General features: G+C 36.5%; 24 protein-coding genes. 4 read left to right on the forward strand and 20 right to left on the reverse strand.

Annotated elements, in window-relative coordinates; all coding sequences use genetic code 11:
• Positions 1-13: 13 nt before the first annotated feature.
• The gene (locus MHH73_RS15535; RefSeq protein WP_191810376.1) at positions 14-574 is read right to left on the reverse strand and encodes a ComE operon protein 2; all 561 of its coding nucleotides are present in this window, start codon (positions 572-574) and stop codon (positions 14-16) included.
• Between the two features lie 84 nt (positions 575-658).
• Positions 659-1,276: a helix-hairpin-helix domain-containing protein gene (locus tag MHH73_RS15540; protein WP_341067928.1), complete on the reverse strand. Its 618-nt coding sequence runs from the start codon at positions 1,274-1,276 to the stop codon at positions 659-661.
• 90 nt (positions 1,277-1,366) lie between these two features.
• Between MHH73_RS15540 and comER the strand changes: the two genes are divergently transcribed.
• Positions 1,367-2,191, forward strand: coding sequence for a late competence protein ComER (gene comER / locus MHH73_RS15545; protein ID WP_341067931.1), 825 nt, complete (start codon positions 1,367-1,369; stop codon positions 2,189-2,191).
• A gap of 84 nt (positions 2,192-2,275) precedes the next feature.
• Here the strand turns inward: comER and MHH73_RS15550 are convergent, their stop codons facing one another.
• Genes MHH73_RS15550 through MHH73_RS15585 form a run of 8 tightly spaced genes read right to left on the reverse strand, consistent with a single transcriptional unit; the run spans position 2,276 to position 7,305 of the window.
• Complete coding sequence (locus MHH73_RS15550; protein WP_191810372.1) at positions 2,276-3,025, reverse strand: class I SAM-dependent DNA methyltransferase; 750 nt, start codon at positions 3,023-3,025, stop codon at positions 2,276-2,278.
• On the reverse strand, positions 3,025-3,381 hold the full coding sequence (gene rsfS, locus MHH73_RS15555; protein WP_191810370.1) for a ribosome silencing factor: 357 nt from the start codon (positions 3,379-3,381) through the stop codon (positions 3,025-3,027). The genes MHH73_RS15550 and rsfS overlap by 1 nt, the downstream gene beginning before the upstream one ends.
• A gap of 4 nt (positions 3,382-3,385) precedes the next feature.
• Complete coding sequence (yqeK, locus tag MHH73_RS15560) at positions 3,386-3,952, reverse strand: bis(5'-nucleosyl)-tetraphosphatase (symmetrical) YqeK (protein WP_341067934.1); 567 nt, start codon at positions 3,950-3,952, stop codon at positions 3,386-3,388.
• On the reverse strand, positions 3,942-4,511 hold the full coding sequence (locus tag MHH73_RS15565; RefSeq protein ID WP_341067937.1) for a nicotinate-nucleotide adenylyltransferase: 570 nt from the start codon (positions 4,509-4,511) through the stop codon (positions 3,942-3,944). The genes yqeK and MHH73_RS15565 overlap by 11 nt, the downstream gene beginning before the upstream one ends.
• 22 nt (positions 4,512-4,533) lie before the next feature.
• A complete protein-coding gene (gene yhbY, locus MHH73_RS15570; RefSeq protein ID WP_341067940.1) occupies positions 4,534-4,824 on the reverse strand; it encodes a ribosome assembly RNA-binding protein YhbY in 291 nt (96 codons plus the stop codon).
• Complete coding sequence (gene aroE, locus MHH73_RS15575) at positions 4,811-5,656, reverse strand: shikimate dehydrogenase (protein ID WP_341067943.1); 846 nt, start codon at positions 5,654-5,656, stop codon at positions 4,811-4,813. The genes yhbY and aroE overlap by 14 nt, the downstream gene beginning before the upstream one ends.
• A gap of 27 nt (positions 5,657-5,683) precedes the next feature.
• Positions 5,684-6,787 carry a ribosome biogenesis GTPase YqeH gene (yqeH, locus tag MHH73_RS15580; protein WP_191810360.1) on the reverse strand — a complete coding sequence of 368 codons (1,104 nt, stop codon included), beginning with the start codon at positions 6,785-6,787 and terminating at the stop codon, positions 5,684-5,686.
• 2 nt (positions 6,788-6,789) lie between these two features.
• Entirely contained in the window at positions 6,790-7,305 is a 516-nt protein-coding gene (locus tag MHH73_RS15585) for a YqeG family HAD IIIA-type phosphatase (RefSeq protein WP_191810358.1), read from the reverse strand.
• Positions 7,306-7,692: 387 nt separating this feature from the next.
• Here MHH73_RS15585 and MHH73_RS15590 point away from each other — a divergent pair, with 387 nt between their 5' ends.
• Positions 7,693-7,833 (forward strand): sporulation histidine kinase inhibitor Sda, encoded by a 141-nt coding sequence (locus MHH73_RS15590; protein WP_191810356.1) that lies wholly within the window; start codon positions 7,693-7,695, stop codon positions 7,831-7,833.
• A 42-nt stretch (positions 7,834-7,875) separates the two neighbouring features.
• Here MHH73_RS15590 and MHH73_RS15595 read toward each other — a convergent pair whose 3' ends face one another.
• The 3 genes from MHH73_RS15595 to sigK form a co-directional block, all read right to left on the reverse strand.
• On the reverse strand, positions 7,876-8,655 hold the full coding sequence (locus MHH73_RS15595) for a phosphatidylserine decarboxylase (RefSeq protein ID WP_191810354.1): 780 nt from the start codon (positions 8,653-8,655) through the stop codon (positions 7,876-7,878).
• A 704-nt stretch (positions 8,656-9,359) separates the two neighbouring features.
• Positions 9,360-9,689: an antibiotic biosynthesis monooxygenase gene (locus tag MHH73_RS15600; RefSeq protein ID WP_191810352.1), complete on the reverse strand. Its 330-nt coding sequence runs from the start codon at positions 9,687-9,689 to the stop codon at positions 9,360-9,362.
• Positions 9,690-10,129: 440 nt separating this feature from the next.
• Entirely contained in the window at positions 10,130-10,843 is a 714-nt protein-coding gene (gene sigK, locus MHH73_RS15605; protein WP_095372484.1) for an RNA polymerase sporulation sigma factor SigK, read from the reverse strand.
• Positions 10,844-10,977: 134 nt separating this feature from the next.
• On the opposite strand from sigK, the gene MHH73_RS15610 reads away from it, so the two are divergent.
• Positions 10,978-11,190, forward strand: a complete 213-nt coding sequence (locus tag MHH73_RS15610) for a hypothetical protein (RefSeq protein WP_191810350.1) — start codon at positions 10,978-10,980, stop codon at positions 11,188-11,190.
• 234 nt (positions 11,191-11,424) lie between these two features.
• Here the strand turns inward: MHH73_RS15610 and MHH73_RS15615 are convergent, their stop codons facing one another.
• The 5 genes from MHH73_RS15615 to MHH73_RS15635 all read right to left on the reverse strand — a co-directional run bounded on the left by MHH73_RS15615 (position 11,425) and on the right by MHH73_RS15635 (position 15,430).
• On the reverse strand, positions 11,425-11,568 hold the full coding sequence (locus MHH73_RS15615) for a YrzI family small protein (RefSeq protein WP_095372483.1): 144 nt from the start codon (positions 11,566-11,568) through the stop codon (positions 11,425-11,427).
• A gap of 425 nt (positions 11,569-11,993) precedes the next feature.
• Entirely contained in the window at positions 11,994-13,130 is a 1,137-nt protein-coding gene (locus MHH73_RS15620) for a bifunctional cystathionine gamma-lyase/homocysteine desulfhydrase (protein ID WP_191810348.1), read from the reverse strand.
• 1 nt (position 13,131) lies between these two features.
• The gene (locus MHH73_RS15625; protein WP_191810346.1) at positions 13,132-14,055 is read right to left on the reverse strand and encodes a PLP-dependent cysteine synthase family protein; all 924 of its coding nucleotides are present in this window, start codon (positions 14,053-14,055) and stop codon (positions 13,132-13,134) included.
• Positions 14,056-14,075: 20 nt separating this feature from the next.
• Positions 14,076-14,777: a 5'-methylthioadenosine/S-adenosylhomocysteine nucleosidase gene (gene mtnN, locus MHH73_RS15630; protein ID WP_191810344.1), complete on the reverse strand. Its 702-nt coding sequence runs from the start codon at positions 14,775-14,777 to the stop codon at positions 14,076-14,078.
• A 14-nt stretch (positions 14,778-14,791) separates the two neighbouring features.
• Positions 14,792-15,430: a class I SAM-dependent methyltransferase gene (locus tag MHH73_RS15635; RefSeq protein ID WP_341067949.1), complete on the reverse strand. Its 639-nt coding sequence runs from the start codon at positions 15,428-15,430 to the stop codon at positions 14,792-14,794.
• A gap of 183 nt (positions 15,431-15,613) precedes the next feature.
• Here MHH73_RS15635 and MHH73_RS15640 point away from each other — a divergent pair, with 183 nt between their 5' ends.
• Complete coding sequence (locus MHH73_RS15640) at positions 15,614-15,832, forward strand: YrzA family protein (protein ID WP_341069800.1); 219 nt, start codon at positions 15,614-15,616, stop codon at positions 15,830-15,832.
• A 289-nt stretch (positions 15,833-16,121) separates the two neighbouring features.
• Here MHH73_RS15640 and MHH73_RS15645 read toward each other — a convergent pair whose 3' ends face one another.
• Both MHH73_RS15645 and MHH73_RS15650 read right to left on the reverse strand, forming a co-directional pair.
• Positions 16,122-16,814, reverse strand: coding sequence for a DUF1510 family protein (locus tag MHH73_RS15645; protein WP_341067951.1), 693 nt, complete (start codon positions 16,812-16,814; stop codon positions 16,122-16,124).
• Positions 16,815-16,896: 82 nt separating this feature from the next.
• Positions 16,897-18,657, reverse strand: coding sequence for a peptidoglycan D,D-transpeptidase FtsI family protein (locus MHH73_RS15650; RefSeq protein WP_341067954.1), 1,761 nt, complete (start codon positions 18,655-18,657; stop codon positions 16,897-16,899).
• Positions 18,658-18,720 lie beyond the last annotated feature (63 nt).

Below are 18,720 nucleotides of genomic sequence, written 5' to 3' on the forward strand. Positions count from 1 at the left end.
TTTCATCAGTCAATTATTTTAAAATAGTTTCTACTTCTTCTTTTAATTGATCATATAGAGCGTTCTCGCCTTTTAAGTCTTTAATTTCAGCCAATAACTTCTTAATTAAATCGTTCTTTTCCGTTGCTTTTACATCTAACTGTTGCTGATCGAAAGGAACTTTCTTTAACGAAACCCCCGCTTGTTGAAATAGCTCTATTCCATATGGATGATTTTTATAGTCCTCTGCATAGTATACCTTTTTAATACCTGCTTGAATAATTGCTTTACAGCATTGTAAGCAAGGAAAATGTGTTACATAAATTTCTGCATTCTCTGTTGGTACACCAAATTTCGCGCACTGCAAAATGGCATTCATCTCCGCATGTATCGTTCTTACACAATGATTGTCAATGACATAGCAACCTTCATCAATACAATGATCGCTACCTGTGATTGAGCCGTTATACCCACCTGCGATCATTCGTTTATCACGAACAATTGTTGCCCCTACAGTTAATCGTGTACATGTACTTCTTAATGCTAGCAAATGGCTTTGTGCCATAAAATATTGATCCCAAGAAATTCTGTCCATTGTACGTCTCTCCCTTTTTTCATACATCCTCATGTTTTAGTTTAATCACACCATACATGTATGGTCAAATCCATTTTCATCTAATCAATCAACACTTATCAGATCTTTTAGTTTTTCAAAAGTTTTTTCCCCAATCCCTGATATCTCTTTTAAATCTTCAATAGCTTTAAAAGAGCCGTTTTCCTCTCTAAACGAGAGAATATCTTCTGCTTTTGTAGGACCAATTCCTGGCAGTGTTTCAAGCTGTTCAACAGTTGCCTGATTCAAATTGATTTTCCCTTCGTTTCCATCGTTTAATGTCGGTAACGATGAAACACTCTCTTCCCCCACTTTTGGAATATAGATAACCATTTCGTCTGTCAGTTTCTGAGCAAGATTGACTTGTTGTTGATCCGCTTCACTTAGAAACCCTCCCGCAACTTGAATAGCATCTACAATACGCTGGGTGTTTTTTAACTCATAGACACCTGGATCTTTGACTTCTCCTTTAATATCAACCATCACATCATCTGAAGAATTCACTTCTTCTTGAGATGTTTCTACCCCTTCTTCAAACTCCTTATCCTCAAGCAGCCATTCATTTTCCACTTCACCCGTATTGTCTTGATTTAGAAGTGGGGAGAGCGCCCACATACATACAGCACCAACAATGAATCCAGCAACCATTACAATATACAAGGCGTATTGCTTCACCCATTCCATTATCATCAATTCCTTTCATTAGACATAATTTCATCTCTTGCTTCATATTTTTAATAGGAGTCATTTTTGTTAGTGAAGGAGGGATTTATGTTGAATATCGGTATAATTGGCACAGGCAATATGGGGAGAATTTTGACAGAAGCCTTGCTTGATAGCAAAGCTGTTTCCCCTTCTTCCATTACCATTACAAACCGTACCATTGCAAAATCATTGGAGATAAAAGAAGCAAATCCAACTATCAATGTGGCACGAGACGCACTGACAACTGCTAAGATGTCTTCACTTATTTTCGTTTGTGTCAAACCACATGATGTTTACGAAGTCATTCAAACCATTCAACCGAATCTAAATAGAGATAAATGCGTCATCTCTATTACAAGTCCTATTGCGGTAAATCAATTAGAGTCTGTCTTGTACTGTTCCAGTGCAAGAGTCATTCCGAGCATCACGAACCGAGCATTAGCTGGTGTCTCCCTAGTCACATACGGAGATCATTGCTCAAAAGAGTGGCAGGAAAGTATTCAATGGTTATTCGAACAAATTTCTGTCCCTACCATTATTGAGGAAAAAATCACAAGAGTGGCTTCAGATATCGTTAGCTGTGGTCCCGCATTTTTTAGTTACTTAACACAGCGATTTATAGATGCCGCCGTTAAGGAAACAAAGATAGATAATGATACTGCCACAAAATTAGCTAGTGAAATGCTGATAGGATTAGGAGAATTGTTGCGCCAAGGACATTATACATTACCAACTTTACAAGAAAAGGTGTGTGTAAAGGGCGGAGTGACCGGTGAAGGTATAAAGGTGCTTGAAAAAGAGATAGGAGATATGTTTGAACACTTGTTTCAAGCGACTCATTCAAAGTTTGCTGAGGATATAAACATGGTTAAAACGCAATATACAACTATTTAATAGTTCGATAAAAAATGCCAAAACCCTTCTAACAAAAAAAGAGTCTCGGAATTTTTTCCGGGACTTTTCTTTGTTTATATTAGATTATTTCTTTTTACAAATAAAAAACAATCTTTCAGCATCGTTTATTTCTGTACTTTTCTCATTAAAATCAACGAAAAAACTAGTTATTTCAAAACCCGCCTCTTTCAACCAAAGCCTATATACGTCGAAATCATACGTTCTCTGAAAATGGCATTCATCATATCGTTTGTATGTTCCCATTTTTTCATCTAGGACGAAGAATGACAAATCATGTTCCACACTATGTGGGAATTCCCCTTCATAACTTTGCCAAATATAACTTACTTCTTCTTCATTTAAGGCAAAAGTTTGATTAACAAACAAATCGTCAATTTTATGAACGGTATGTACGTCAAACATAAACAAACCGTCATCAGCTAAATGTTCATATACTCCTGAGAAGGTAGATTTCACTTCATCTTCTGATTGGAGATAGTTCAATGAGTCACAAAAAATAGTAATGACATCATATACACCAATCTCTTCTAATCTAGACATATCCTGTTCTAAAAACTGAATCGATAGCGCTTTGTTCGCTGCTTTGCTTTGTGCAACCGCAAGCATATTATCTGATAAATCAGCTCCAGTCACTTCATAGCCTCTATCAGCCAATCGCAAAGAAAGCTCACCTGTTCCACAAGCAAGATCAAGGAGACGCTTACCTTTTAATTGATGAAGATCACACTGTGATGCAACAATGGACACCCATTTTTCATAAGGTGCATCTACCATTAATCCATCATAGAGATATGCAAATTGCTGATAACTCATTATGGTTGCAGCTCACTTTTAATATCTTCTATTTTCGCATCGCCCCAAAGACGTTCCAAGTTATAATAACTTCTTTCATCGCGATGGAACACATGTGCAACAATGTCCCCTAAGTCAACTAAAACCCAGCGTGCTTCTTCAAACCCTTCCATTCTTTTAACTTCATAGCCGTTTTCTTCAGCTTTGTCTTTTACTTCTTTAGCAATAGCTTGCACTTGCTTATCTGAATTCCCGTGACAAATAACGAAATAATCCGCTATTAACGAGATTCCTTTCATATTTAGTGCCACGATATCTTCTGCTCTCTTACTGTCTACTGCTTTTACAACTGTTGTAAGTAATTGTTTTTCTGACATATCATCAACCCTTTCTATTCATCACTAAATCATTGTACATCGTTAATGTGAGCGGATAGACTGATTGATTTTTTTTCATTAGAAAAAGAATAGAGTTTTTCACAGCCTGAATCAATGCTTCATCCAAATCATGCTGTGCAAGCTCCCTCACTTCTTCAACACCAGGAAAATGCCTACCCGGCTCAATATAGTCCGCTAAATACACAACTTTCTCTAATAATGACATATTAGCTCGTCCTGAAGTATGATAGCGTATTGCCTCTAATATTTCACAGTCAGCAATACCAACTTTCGTTTCGACTAAATATGCGCCCACTGGGGCATGCCATAACTCACTACTGTATTCTAGTAAATCTGAAGGCATACCCTGTGCTAAGATACACGCTTTCATTTCTTCCTTGGGATGAAATTTAGCATAATCATGAAAAATGGCGGCCATTTCAGCCTTTTTCACATCTGCTCCAAATCTTTTCGCCAATTCAATTGCACTGTTCATCACACCAATTGTATGTTGGTAACGATGATCTGTTAATTGTTCTTTGACAATTTCTAATGCCAGTTCACGATTCATATAGGTGATTCTCCTCCATGTATGTGCGGACTTTTTCTGGCACTAAATACTTAATGGTCTCTCCATTTTTCATGCGTTCTCTGATCAAAGTAGATGAAATACCAATCTCGGGAATCTCAACATAATCAACGGGATATGTGGTCGTTAATTCATAATCTGGTCTCTTTACGCCTACAAAAGTGACTAGATCGAGCAAATAATCTATATCACGCCATTTATGCAGATACTCAACCATGTCCGCGCCAATAATAAAGAAAAATTTTGTATCCTTCTCTCTTTCATGTAAAATCTTGATCGTATCAACAGTATAAGAAGGACCTTTTCTTTCTAATTCTACTAATTCCACTTGAAATTGTGGATGATCACTAACCGCTTTTCTTAATAATGCTATTCTATCTTCATTACTCAGAAAGTAACTTTTTTCTTTATGTGGTGGCTCTTGGTTCGGCATAAACCAAATTTCGTCTAAAGCTTTTGCATGTAATACTTCATTAGCGATAATTAAGTGACCTAAGTGAGGAGGATCAAATGTACCTCCTAGGATTCCTATTCTTTTCATCCTTTTCCCCCCAAAGGTTCGTTTAAGGTAATTTAATTTGTTTGTTCTCTTTTGATTGTTTATAAAGGACAATCATATTGCCTATTACCTGTACAAGTTCCGCTTTTGTTCCTTTAATTAACAATTCGGCTACAGTATCCCTATCTTCATCACAGTTTTGTAAAATGCTTACTTTTAATAGTTCTCTTGCTTCTAATGCCTCTGCTATTTGCTTCACCATATTATCATTTACGCCACCTTTTCCCACTTGGAAAATCGGGTTTAAATGATGTGCTTCTGATCTTAAATATCTCTTTTGCTTACCTGTTAACATAATTTCCTCCTAATTGTTGCTCCACATTTCTTCTCATTCGTTCCGTGTCTGGCATTTGAGAAGTCCATAATTCAAACGCTAACGCACCTTGATAAACAAACATATCTAACCCATTTTGCACACGCGCTCCTTTTGCTTTTGCTTCTGCTAAAAAGGCTGTTTCAAATGGATTATATATAATATCGCTAACAAAGACGTCTTCACGCATAAGATGAAGATTAAGTGGTTTTTCTCCCATTCTTGGTGACATTCCGATCGAAGTCGTTTGAATGATACAATCATATTCGTCAAGTTTATGTGCTGCATCATCCAATGTCAATGCTCGCATATCTACATCATACGGACAATCAGCAATCAATTGAACCGCACGTTCAACAGTGCGATTGGCAATTGTGATGTGGGAAACGCTCGCTTGCGCTAAAGCATAGACAATAGCTTTAGCAGCTCCACCTGCACCTAACACTAATATTTTATTTTCTATAAACTGTGGTTGATGGTTTTTCAGTCCCCGGAGAAAACCCGTTCCATCCGTATTATAGCCAATTAACTTTCCATCCCTGTGAATGACAGTATTTACTGCCCCAATTGCTTCTGCTAAAGGATCTAGTTCATCTAAATACGCCATAATACTCTCTTTATGTGGCACAGTCACATTAAATCCTGCCACACTACATGCCCTTAAACCCTTAATGGCATCCGATAGATTTTCCGATTGAATATGCAATGGTAAATAATGGGCATCCATTTGGTAGTACTGAAATAAATCATTATGCATCACAGGTGACATCGAATGTGCAATAGGGTCCCCAATTACTGCATAAAACTTCTCCACTCTTCTTCTCCCCTTTGACGATAAGGATTATATCAGTGATTTTCTAAGTGTAACATTAACGCCCTTAGGTACATATGCAGCTATTTTACATCCTGCTGTAGGTACTGTTATCCAGCCTAAGCCTGAATAAACGATATCTGTCTTATCTTCTTTTATTGTAAATTCATGACGGATGAGCTCAGGAAACTCGTCTAATTCGTCCTTACGGGGTGGTGTCAACATTTCTCCAACATGTTTTTCGTATAATTCATCCGCTTTTTCTAATTTTGTCCGATGAATCTGGATTTCATTAGAGAAATGACAAATAAACGATGTCCGGTCACCATGAATAAAATCAAATCGACTTAATCCACCAAAATAAAGGGTTTGACCATCATTTAATTGGTATACTTTCGGCTTTATTTCTTTTTTCGGTGTAATGATTTTCAAATCACGCTTATCAATATAATGTGCCATTTGATGATGATTAATAATTCCTGGTGTATCGATGAGGGCTTTTCCATCCTCTAAAGGAATTTCAATCATATCTAATGTTGTGCCTGGAAAATGAGAGGTAGTAATGATATCTCCTTCTCCAGTTACCTCTTTGATTATCCTGTTAACAAATGTTGACTTCCCAACATTCGTACAACCGACAATATATACGTCTTTACCTTTTCTATACCGATCAATCTCTGTCGCTATTTCTTTCATTTGCTGACCTTTCGCAGCACTCACTAAAAAGACCTCTTCAGGTTTCAAACCTAGTTCCTTCGCCTGCTGCTTCATCCAGTTCATTAACTTCTTATGATTCACCGATTTTGGTAATAAATCTACTTTATTACCAACTAATAACACTTTATTATTACCTACAAACCTGTGTAAACCAGGCAACCAACTGCCATTGAAATCAAAGATATCAACAACCTTGACAATTAAGGCATCTTTATTACCTAAACCATTTAGGATTTTTAAAAAGTCATCATCTGTTAAACTGACATCCTGTACTTCGTTATAGTGTTTCAAACGAAAACAACGCTGACAAATGATTTCTTCTTTTTTTAATGCTGAATTTGGCGCATAACCTATTTCATTCGGATGCTCAGTTTGAATATGCACACCGCATCCTATACAAACGTATTCTTCTTTCAAAGTTAATCCTCCCAATTAATCATACCTTTTTTCTTAAACCAGTTGAGTATTCTTCTTTCTATCGTACGATTGATTTTCGTAAAAAAACCGTCTGTTTTTGCGACAGGTACTACTAAAATCGTGTTAAACCCACTTCTATTTCCACCTAATACATCTGTTAATAACTGATCACCAACGACAACAACTTCATGCCTTTCAAGCTGCATTTCTAGTAAAGCGCGTTTAAAGGCTCTTCCCATCGGTTTTCTCGCTTGATATATAAAAGGTGTTTTTAAAGGATCAGAGAAAGTCTTTACTCTGCTCTCATTATTATTAGAAACAATCGTTACTTTAATATCACTTAAACGCATTTGTTCAAACCAATTAATTAATTGTGGAGTCGCATTAGGTCGATCCCATTCCACTAACGTATTATCTAAATCAGTAATAATACCTTTAATCCCTTGTTCTTTCAAGATATCTGGCGTAATTTCAAAAATATTCTTTACATGTTGATCCGGTAGAAAATTCTTTAGCACGACCGTTTAAACACCTCATTCTTCATTATTTCAAGCTATCATCTTATTCTGACCTAATATGACATATCACAATCAAATGGTCAATTAGCATTATTCTTTATTCGAAAATGAATAAGCGAATAAATAGAACGAAAACTTTTCGACAAATTCCAACATTACCATTTTTGTGGATAACTTTATACACATTATACACTGTGAGATTATTTACTCGAACAGAGATATGAACAGTTTAATCACACTTTATCCACCTTTTACTGTGGATAAACGAACGGTTGTTCTATTCTACTCATTCTGCTATGGTAGAAGTAACAACAAGAACTTCTTTTAAATAGCCCTATTCTTTAGATAAACGAGAATGAATGAGCCGTAATGGAGGTGTGATCCTACATGCGAAAGTTATCTGATGAGCTTTTAATAGAATCTTATCACAAAGCTATCCAACTTCAATTATCATTGGATTTCATCCGCCTTATCGAAACCGAAATTCACAGAAGATCCTTATCAAATAGCATAAAAGCTTCTTCCTAGCAGAACCATCGCCCTCCACAATTGTAGGGCTATTCTTTTTGTCTACACAATATGACCGATTACTTCTCCAACTTTTATTGGAGCTGGAAACTGTATAGTCGGTACCAACTGAAAGGCATCTTTCTGAAATAACAAAATAACTGTCGAGCCAAATGAAAAATAAGCAACTTCTTCACCTTTTTTCAATGTGTCATTTTGATACGTCCGCTCAATTGAATTGACAAACATGGCCCCTACTTTAACCATCGCTAATTCGCCACCGTCATATTGAATTTCTGATATTTTGCGATAATTTTTAGATAAAGTATCTTTTCCAAGACTTAAACCCCATTTATTCACTGGATAAGATTTCTTTCCTAATGTCCATTGTCTCATTACTTGACCATCAACGGGACTGTGAATGCGGTGATAATGACTGGGACTTAAGTAGAAAATCATATACGTCCCACCTTTATATTTCTCCGCTTCTTCAACCCCACCAAGCATTTCCGCAATGGAGTAATCTTTCTCCTTCACAGTAATCACATGTTTACTATCCACCATACCTATATCCTCAATCATTGCATCAACAGGGCTGACAATTGTATCCTCCCCTTGATGAATAGGCCGGGCATCTTCCTTCAATAGACGTATAAAGAATTCATGTAATGTCTGAAATTGATCCAAATCGCCTTTAATTTCATCTTCATTAATACGATACGTCTTAGAAAACGGTTTGATTAAAAATCTACTCATTTTAGATCTCGCAAATTTATATAAAATCGATGAGGTCATTCGACCATTCGTTAATTCAATCAATGTTCGATAAATCGCTTGCTTCATCTTTAACACCTTTCTATACTTTATTTCCAAGGAATAAGCACCTATTACACAAAGGTGTCACTCTTAATTTTAGGTTTCTCTAATTAATACAACCAGTACATTTCTTAAAGTTCATCTATCATCTGATTCTTTTCATAAATAAAGTCAATTGTGACAGTGCTTTTTTCTTTTGCATTGAAGCGAGAGTTATCTTTCATGTATAACAAACCCACCTCACCGTCTGCTATTATATCACTTGTTAACAGTCCAGCCTATTAAAATTATCGTATGGAATGATGATTGTAAAGAGGAAAGAAGGAATATGTAGTAAACTTAAGATGATTTACATAGATAGAAGGAATCATTCTAAGGAATTTGCGAAGATAGTAAAGATCATTTTTTTAGATGCTAAGCCTCAATCGTATAGAAGTAGTCATTACGCATAACCTCTAGTTAGCCAATGAAATATATGCTTCCATCAAGATATCTATTTGATCTAGGTAATTTTGAAACGATTTATATGACTACCTCCTTCAATAAAACTTTCTAAATCCCAAACCTAAGGATAAGTTGTATAGGGGATCGAATTATTCATACTTTTACGAACATTTCAGGATTAAAAAATACTCCCCTATAAGTAGCGAGCTTATTACTTGTCTACTTATAAGGGAGAATATCTTTGTGTTTTTGCGTTTACTTTTACTAAATTATGTGAATGTAAAAATTTATTTTGCTTCGATTGCAGGTGTTTTAATTGTCTCCACATGATATAGACTGCCTTCAGTTTCTAAAATAAATTCCGGTTTTGGTTTTCCTCTACTTGCTTTATGTCCAGCAATATGCGCTTCGCTCTTCTCCCAGTTCTTCCAATCCTGTTCGGATTCCCAACGGATTTGCAATATAACTTCTTCATTTCCTCGCCTTACTTTTTTCACCATAATTGAAATGTCAATAATCCCTGGTTGTTCATCAATAATGCCTTTTTGGCTGAATTTTTCCACAAGATGATGCGCATTTCCTTCAGTTACAGTAAATTTTTTCATTTGAACGAACATTTAAATCCACCTCTACCCTTAATGATATAACTTCATTTTAATCAATAATGATTATCATCGTCAACCGTATAATCTCCTTCATTACAATCTTACCTCTGTTAGTAGATACAAATGCATTCTGCAAAAGGGAAAGTTTGATACGTGCTGAGCAACTACAATATAGGCAGCTTTTATTTAGGATAATTGGTTTTGTGCCTATGCTACCCCCTCTTTTCGGCTTTCCTTTTGGATACTCCGATTTCCTTTGCTCACTTTCATTAGGCGAGTTTTGTGAGAATCATTATAAGAAATCTTTTTTTGGTGGTCAAATCGATTATATGAAGACATCACATGATTCATTTTTATGATTTTATTTGTGTAAATGCTTAAACATCCCGTGACTTCACGAAGTCTATAAAGAAACCACAGCCTGGAAACTGTGGTAAATGCATACGTTATTCTTAATTCTTCTTCTTCTCTTTTTCCGCTCGATAAAATTCATGAAACATTTTCATTAATGCTCGTTTTTCAATACGAGAAACGTAGCTCCGGGAAATACCTAATTCTTTCGCTATCTCCCTTTGAGTCTTTTCCTTCTTTAAATCCAATCCAAACCGTCCGACAATGACTTCTTTCTCTCTTTCATCCAATACATCAATGTATTCTCGCACCTTCTCAAGTTCCATATTCAGTTGAATCGTATTAATCACATCTTCTGATTCAGACTTTAACACATCAATCAACGAAATTTCATTGCCTTCTTTATCCTGCCCGATTGGATCATGAAGAGAGACATCTTTTTTTGTCTTCTTTAATGCTCTCAAATGCATGAGAATTTCGTTTTCTATACATCTCGCGGCATAAGTAGCAAGCTTTGTTCCTTTGCCTTCAGAATAGCTTTCAATCGCTTTAATTAACCCTATTGTACCGATGGAGATAAGATCCTCAGCATCTTCTCCTGTGTTCTCGAATTTTTTTACAATATGTGCGACAAGTCGAAGATTATGCTCAATCAGCATATTGCGTGCGTGTGAATCCCCTTCTGCCATTTGCCTTAAGTATTTTTTTTCATCACTTGAAGATAAAGGCTGAGGAAAAGCATTATTCTTCACATATGAGACAAGAAAAACAATTTCTTTAACTAAAAATCCAAGTGCTGTCATAATTCCAGACATAGTGCCACCCCCGCTAGTTGAACTTTTCGCCTATTAACCATTTCTATGTAGTGGAAAAGCTGTTATTGTCTGTCCTAGCGTATTAATTTTCAATTACATGTTTATTGCTTAGTGAGAAATTGGACGAGGTGTATTTGAATCAGTTAATATGGAGGTATAAGAAATGGATAGAAAGTGGGAGCGTTAGTTTGGGTGTGAATCGTTTAGTATTAGGGATTGTTTTTCTTATCATCGCCATGGTTAGTATTGCTGAAATTATATTTGAAGGCTTTTCATGGAAACCAGTAATCATTTTTGTCATCGGTTTATTTTTGATTATGTTTTTATGGAAACGACCTGATAAATAAAATCATGGTGGGACTTCTAAAAGCTAGAAGTCCCACCAATTTTGTCTCTATATTTTCCTCTTTTGATTTCTATATTTTTTCGTAAAATAAACGGTGAATAGAATTATTTTTATCGCCACACACTCTCCCCCTACAAAACCTTGTTAGGTTGAGTCCTTCTCAACCCAGAAATAAACCTTTCTTCCTTGTAATAAAAACATCATGATCTCCTCCACCTTTCTTATTTCCTTTATCTTAGTAAAAATTTCGATAGATCTCTTCTTGTCGTGCTTTATGGTCTTCAAGAAGACGATTTACATATTCATCATGCATTCGTTCTTCAACCGAGCGTTTTCTAGCTTTAATTGTCACCGTTAGAAAAATTAGATTTAATGTCATCCTGCAGCACCTCCTCTCTTTATCTATCCAAAAATGAACACAAAAATGCCGCAAAGGAGCACTCACCCCCGTACGGCATTAAGAAACAAACATAAAAATGCCGCAGGAGATGACAATTCCTCCCTGCGGCATGGATAGACAAAAAATTAAATGAAGCGATCCATTCCAAGTAGGTCGAAATTGTTTTGTATTTTAGTTTCATTTACTGCTGTAGTTAAATTGCATAAGTTTTTCATTGTTTCCGACCTCCCTTTTCTTTAGGATATTTTCGCTTACATTGGTAAGTATATCCAAGAAACAGCCATTTGTAAACGGCTTTTTGCAAAAAATTTGAAAAAGGGCGAAAATATTTATTTTTTTCACCTTCGAACGTCCTCCCTCTTCTTGAAAACAAAAAAATGCCCACCCTTAGGTGAGCATTAAACTTACTTTTCTAAAGCTAGCTTTAAATCTTCAATTAAATCCTCCACATCCTCTAAACCTACAGAAATTCTTACAAGTCCGTCTGTAATACCGAGCTCGTCACGACGTTCTTTTGGTATAGATGCATGAGTCATTCTTGCTGGAACGGAGATCAAGCTTTCAACAGCACCGAGGCTCTCAGCAAGAGTAAAGTATCTCACATTTTCAAGTAGCTTATCAGCATTTTCTTCACTGCCAACATCAAAAGAAACCATTCCACCAAAGCCATCAGCCTGTTTCTTGGCGATGTCGTGATTTGGATGAGACTCTATTCCAGGATAATACACTTTTGATACTGCTGGGTGCTGTAAAAGAAACTCGACAATCGCCTTTGTGTTACTTTCTGTTTCTTCCATTCTGATTCCTAATGTTTTAATCCCTCTCATTAGCAACCATGAATCTTGAGGTCCTAACACTCCACCGGTTGAATTTTGAACAAAATGCAGGTCTTCTGCTAACTTCTCACTATTTACAACCACTAACCCTGCAACCACATCGCTATGTCCTCCTAAGTACTTCGTCGCACTGTGTAGCACGATATCTGCACCTAACTCAATTGGTGTTTGCCAATATGGAGTTGAAAATGTATTATCAACAATTGTTAACAGATTATTTTCTTTAGCTAATTTCGCCGCTGCTTCAATATCCGTTATTTTTAGAAGTGGATTTGTTGGCGTTTCAATATATACAGCTTTTGTATTTGGCTTTATGGCAGCTGTGATATTGTTTAAGTTACTTGTATCAACAAATGTCGCTTCAATACCGAATCGATTAAGCACTTTCGTAATCACACGATAAGTTCCCCCGTATACATCATCAGTGAGAATGATATGATCACCACTATCAAAAAGCATCACAGTAGCAGTGATTGCTGCCATCCCTGAGCCAAAAGCAAATCCTGCATGCCCAGCTTCTAAATCTTTAATAAGCTCTTCCAACGCATGTCTTGTTGGGTTACCTGTCCGTGAATACTCAAAGCCTTTATGATTACCTACCCCATCTTGTTTATAAGTACTAACTTGATAGATAGGTACAGATACTGCCCCTGTTGTTGGATCACCGGCAATACCGCCATGAATTAATTTTGTTTTTCTTTTCATGTCAAATACCTCCTTCATAAATCTTTTTACTTAAATAACGCTCACTGCCATCTGGAAAAATCACCACGATATTCGTACCTGCTGGAGCATGTTCTGCTTCTAATAACGCTGCATGTAAAGCTGAACCAGATGAACTACCGACAAGCATTCCTTCTTTTTCAGCTAATTGTTTTACTCTATAAAAAGCGTTCTCATCACTTACCGTATGAATGTTATTAAAATAAGTGGTATCCATATAATCAGGTAAAAACTCCATACCGATTCCCTCTGTTTTATGTGGCCCAGATTCACCACCATTTAAGATGGAACCTTCTGGCTCGACAATGACGGTTTTTATTTGTTGTCTTTTTTCTTTTAAGTAACGAGCAGTGCCCATAAAAGTGCCACCAGTACCTGCACCAGCTACAAATATATCCACATTACCATCCAGATCATTCCATATTTCAGGACCTAAAGTTTTGTAATAAGTATCCGGGTTCGCCGGGTTAGCAAATTGCTGTGGACAAAATGCATTCGGAATCTCCTTTAAAAGCGCTTCCGCTTTGGCAATAGCACCTTTCATTCCTTCTTCTGTAGGAGTCTGAACGACTGTGGCTCCTAAAGCTCTCATCAGATCTTGTTTTTCCATACTAAACTTCTCAGGTACACAAACGATCACATGAACATCTTCTTTTAATGCTGCTAGCGCTAAACCTATACCTGTATTGCCTGCTGTTGGTTCAATGACTGTTCCGCCTTGTTTTAACTTACCACTTTCAAAAGCATTCCTTAATAATTCTTGTCCTAGGCGGTCTTTTACACTGCCACCGGGGTTCATGTATTCTAACTTAGCAAATAAACGCACACCTTTTGGTAAGTCGAACTGCGATATTTCTACCATTGGCGTTTGTCCAATCAATTCATGAATGCTATGGTAAACCTTCATAACTTCCCGTCCTTTATTGATTATTTACTTTTGATTCCTTCTACTATTTTCATAACAAGATTTGCAGAGTGTAAGGCTGCTTTCTCTAGGAATTGATCAAAAGAAATATTAGATTCTTTACCAGCAATATCAGATAAAGAGCGAATAATCACAAAAGGTGTATCAAAGGCATGAGCAACCTGAGCAATCGCTGCCGCTTCCATTTCTACTGCTTGCAATGCCGTGAATTTATCTTGTATAAGTGCTGTTTGCGCTGGGTTGCTGATAAATGAATCTCCAGTCGCAATCAATCCTCTTACAACTGTTATCCCTTCTAATGCTTTACCACTCTCTTCAGCAATTTCCAATAACGGCTCATTTGCAATAAAGGCAGGCGGTTGTTGTGGTACTTGACCATATTCATAACCAAATACAGTTGCGTCGACATCATGATGTCTAACTTCAGATGAAATAACGATATCACCTACATTTAATTCAGGATTGAACCCTCCAGCAGAACCTGTATTGATGACATAATCCGGCTTGAACTTCTCCAAAAGAATGGTAGTTGACATCGCCGCGCTCACTTTACCAATGCCAGAACGAAGAAGAACCACGTCTGCTCCGTTCATTTTACCTTCCGTATATTCACAGCCAGCAATCACTTGCTGTTGCTTTTCTTCCATTTGGTCCCTTAAAATTGTTACTTCTTCTTCCATTGCTCCGATAATAGCTATTTTCATTACTTTCCCTCTTTCTAAGCTTTGACACCTTCCATAATCCAAACAAAATCATTGCAGCGATTAAATGAAACTGAAAAGCCATTCACCCGCATCATCTCTCTTAACACGGGGATTGTCGTATAGTATTCTCGCTTTAAATCTTCTGCTAGTTTATGGTAACCCTTTTCAGTGGCATCAGTAATAGCCTTTTGATACGCATCAACAGATTCATACATTGTATCCGCAAACACTATTTTACCACCTGAAGGTAACAACTTTCCATACTGTTCAATTGCCAAAGACTTTTCTTCATCTGTTAAATGGTGAAAGGCATAAGAACTGACTATGGTATCTACGTTTTCATCTATTTGAAAGTTTAAGAAATCACCATCTAGCACTTTTGCTTTATCTTGTAACTTGTTGATAGCAATCTCTCTCATTGATTTCGATGGTTCAATTCCGATAACAGTTAAATCACGTTTTAATAATTTGGCTGTTAAATTACCTGTACCTAGACCAAATTCTAATACATTACCTGTTGCTCTCTCAGCCACCTCTTGCAGCAACTGATCATAGTATAAGAAAACATCCTTATACTCTTCATCATGGCCTGTTACTGTATCATCATATGTTTTAGCCCACTCTTCAAATAATTCAATAAACTCTTTCCCCATTTTGCACCCTCCTGCGCATAATTACAATATCAATAATTCCTATAAGTATACTATGAATTAATTTGTAACATGTTCCCAATTTACCATACCCCCTCTTTAATTTCAAGAAATATCAATATTCACTTTCCTCATTGCACGGAAAATGAAATTTACTTAAAATGAGGAGTGATACAGTATGAAGGGATGATTAACTTGAACTTTCAATTAGATTTTATTGAAGATAAAGTAGAATTTTTCGAAGCAACAAAGCTAGACGATTTAGAAAAGAAAATAAATGACCAAATTGAAACAAATAAAGCTATTATGCTAGAAGTTCATCATGTCGCTCACCAGATGCATATGGATGAAAACGGCAGAAGATTTTATTCAGCTGTTGTTCATTTTAAACTGAAGAGAAAGTAGAGGAAAGATTCTATGTGAAGCGATTACAATAATCTGATACTTCCGTTGTTGTCTGTGGACTTAGAAGCCACCACTATCTATAAATCCAGCCACTAGCGCAAGACACTCTTTACAAAATTGGATGAGACAACAAAAATTGTGGAACCCCTTAAGTAAACATAAATACGCTCATGGAATATATCCACTCATATAATGATGACTGCTCCCATGCTTTCATTGCTCTAATATACAAAAACGCGAACAAATTGATATGTTCGCGTTTCACTCTGGCTAGGAAAACCAGTTTTTCTTATATATTATTTAATTCTTCTACCTTCGTCGGTTTCCACCCTTTTCCGTCTACCCATTCAATATATACACGGTACATTTCATCTTTATTAGGTGAAGCGACTGTTCCAACAGAACGATTGACACCGTCATTACCAAGGAAATAAACAGTCATAGCTGAACGGTCTAATCCGGTAGCATAAGTAATTGCACGAAGCATTTCATCCCAATCGACATGACTCTGATCATACACAGCTGTCGGATGTTCGTCTTGTACTGTACCTACAGGTTGCCAAGCTGGATTTTCTACTGTTCTTTTCACATCCGCACTACTGCCGCCTTCAGTTACAATCTCTTCCTCTTTTACTTCTTCTTCATTTTTTTCTTCTTCATTACTTTCTTCAGTTGACTCATCTTTATTCTCTTCATTATTTTTATTTTCTTCTTCTTCACTGCCATCTTTTTGACTTTCTTCATCTGTTGCTACATCTTTTTCATCACTGTTATTTTCCTTAGAAGTTTCTGCTTTATTAACTTCTTCATTTGCAGCAGAATCAGCTAATTGATCCTCCTCTTTTCCACCGGAGAAAATAATCGTACCAACAACGATGATGAGCAGAATAACAACACCGATTAAGCCATTTAAGATAATGTTTGTTTTTTTCCTTTTTGATCTTTTATCATAACGGGATGAATCATTATCAGTATTATTCAAAGGAATACCTCCTAATTTAAAAAGAAATATCATAGCTGAAAACATTTTAACATGTCTTTTAAAAAACTTGAAGGGATAACCATTACGTGGAATGATCTAGTCTATGTATTTCTTTCACAATATCAGCGAATAAAGAAAGTGGTGATGGGTCGGTACTTTTTGCATCCAATTGGACGGTTACTAATGCATATTTCGGTTGATCGTATGGAAAATAGCCAGCAAACCATTTATTTTCTAGCTCTTGTCCATTCACTTTTTTTCCAGTTTCCCCCGTCCCCGATTTGCCTGCTACTTGATACGGTAAACTTTGTAGTTGCCTACCTGTTCCCATACCATGATTGACAACTTCAAGAAGTAGCTTTTGTAATGATACGGCTGTATATGGCTTGATATTTTCACCAACTACTTTTTTAGGCTGAAAACCCTTTACTTTGGCGCCATTTTTATATTCAAGTTGCGAGGCGACACGTACCATCTGCTTTTCTCCACCTCTTGCGATTGTGGCCATCATATTAGCCACAGCTAACGGTGTACTGCGAACATCTAATTGACCAATGGATGTTAGAGCAATTAGATTTGGATCCTTTCTATTTCGCGGTTCACTAAAGACCTGGCCTTGTTCTTCATCTGCCATTTGCTGAAAGTCTTTAAAATGATAGAAATCTCCTTGCCATCCTACTTTTATCGAAAGGCCTAATTTATTGGCATAGTTATCAATCACCGATGGATCGATAGACATCAGTTCTTTGCCGACCGATGCAAATGTATAATTACAACTTCTTGCAAAACTATCTTTAAAATGGAGCATACCGTATTGATAATTTTTATCTATTTCTCCATTGATTGACCGATTACAATCAAACAGACGATTTCTTGCATCTAGCCCATAATCTATCGCTGCTGCAGCGATCACTGTTTTAAATATAGACCCTAGTACTTGATTTTGTACCATAAAATTATTCGTACCTTCTTCGCCATGAGCGAAAGGATTGACTGGGTTCATTTTCGGACGAGAAACCATTGCAACAACTGAATTATCCTCAATATCTATTAACACCATCCCCCCTTTGATGACATTGTTTTTATCGACAAGCATTTCCATTCGTTGCTGCCATTCAAAATCAATCGTCGTTCTTATATTCATTGGATAAAAAGGATTCGCAGGGTGGACATATTTTACATTCGAGCCAAATAATGGCCTTCCTTTTCCATCAACATGATAAATAAGCTTTGTTTCACCTTCTCCAGACAAAAGTTCATCAAAGCTTTTTTCCATCCCAGTTGCACCTAGTCTTGTTATGTTAGATAGATGTTTTTCAGGATATCTTTGGGTTAGGAAGAAATCTCTATTGGCAATCCCTAATAATTGTTCTGCTGGTCTCTCATAAATCGGATATGATTTTCTCACTGCAAACACACCCGGTATGGCCAACTGATTAATCGCTTCCATTTGGTCATTAGACAAAATGAAGGGTTCTCGCTCACCATACACAATAGGATTTTTTATCGCTTGAACTTTTTGACGGAGTTGATTTTTATCAATTTTAAGAATTTCAGCGACACTCGAAGCATCCCAATCTATATCTTTTAGGAACGGAAAAAGAATTAAGACCGTTTTATAGGCCACAGTTAATTGTTTACCATCCCTATCAAGCAGATTCCCTCTCTCAGCATCTATTGCTATTTCCATAGAACGTTGTGCGACACTTTGACTAATCAAATTAATGTCTCGATTTGTAAAATGCTTTGTTTCAAACAACTGTATTTGAGCCAGTCTACCAATAAGTACGGATAAAGTAATTATCATGACAGAAACAACCAGAATGACTCGTTTTCTTTGCATAAAAAAACACCTCGTCAAAAGTGTTGACGAGGTGTTTCTATTTCAAACGCTAAAAGACGATAA

It is taken from the genome of Cytobacillus sp. FSL K6-0265, assembly GCF_038003465.1.
Taxonomy (GTDB): domain Bacteria; phylum Bacillota; class Bacilli; order Bacillales; family Cytobacillaceae; genus Cytobacillus; species Cytobacillus stercorigallinarum.

Bases quoted from the DNA above. Each gene is read 5' to 3' on its own strand.
- sigK (WP_095372484.1), bottom strand. From the start codon at position 10,843: ATGTCTGGAATTATGACAGCACTTGGATTTTTAGTTAAAGAAATTGTT.
- MHH73_RS15565 (WP_341067937.1), bottom strand. From the start codon at position 4,511: ATGAAAAGAATAGGAATCCTAGGAGGTACATTTGATCCTCCTCACTTA.
- yhbY (WP_341067940.1), bottom strand. From the start codon at position 4,824: ATGTTAACAGGTAAGCAAAAGAGATATTTAAGATCAGAAGCACATCAT.
- MHH73_RS15650 (WP_341067954.1), bottom strand. From the start codon at position 18,657: ATGCAAAGAAAACGAGTCATTCTGGTTGTTTCTGTCATGATAATTACT.
- MHH73_RS15615 (WP_095372483.1), bottom strand. From the start codon at position 11,568: ATGACATTAAATCTAATTTTTCTAACGGTGACAATTAAAGCTAGAAAA.
- MHH73_RS15625 (WP_191810346.1), bottom strand. From the start codon at position 14,055: ATGAAGGTTTACCATAGCATTCATGAATTGATTGGACAAACGCCAATG.
- rsfS (WP_191810370.1), bottom strand. From the start codon at position 3,381: ATGTCAGAAAAACAATTACTTACAACAGTTGTAAAAGCAGTAGACAGT.
- MHH73_RS15620 (WP_191810348.1), bottom strand. From the start codon at position 13,130: ATGAAAAGAAAAACAAAATTAATTCATGGCGGTATTGCCGGTGATCCA.
- MHH73_RS15640 (WP_341069800.1), top strand. From the start codon at position 15,614: ATGATTAACTTGAACTTTCAATTAGATTTTATTGAAGATAAAGTAGAA.
- MHH73_RS15590 (WP_191810356.1), top strand. From the start codon at position 7,693: ATGCGAAAGTTATCTGATGAGCTTTTAATAGAATCTTATCACAAAGCT.
- MHH73_RS15595 (WP_191810354.1), bottom strand. From the start codon at position 8,655: ATGAAGCAAGCGATTTATCGAACATTGATTGAATTAACGAATGGTCGA.
- MHH73_RS15535 (WP_191810376.1), bottom strand. From the start codon at position 574: ATGGACAGAATTTCTTGGGATCAATATTTTATGGCACAAAGCCATTTG.
- MHH73_RS15600 (WP_191810352.1), bottom strand. From the start codon at position 9,689: ATGTTCGTTCAAATGAAAAAATTTACTGTAACTGAAGGAAATGCGCAT.
- yqeK (WP_341067934.1), bottom strand. From the start codon at position 3,952: ATGAATCGTGAACTGGCATTAGAAATTGTCAAAGAACAATTAACAGAT.
- MHH73_RS15550 (WP_191810372.1), bottom strand. From the start codon at position 3,025: ATGAGTTATCAGCAATTTGCATATCTCTATGATGGATTAATGGTAGAT.
- MHH73_RS15635 (WP_341067949.1), bottom strand. From the start codon at position 15,430: ATGGGGAAAGAGTTTATTGAATTATTTGAAGAGTGGGCTAAAACATAT.
- mtnN (WP_191810344.1), bottom strand. From the start codon at position 14,777: ATGAAAATAGCTATTATCGGAGCAATGGAAGAAGAAGTAACAATTTTA.
- MHH73_RS15540 (WP_341067928.1), bottom strand. From the start codon at position 1,276: ATGGAATGGGTGAAGCAATACGCCTTGTATATTGTAATGGTTGCTGGA.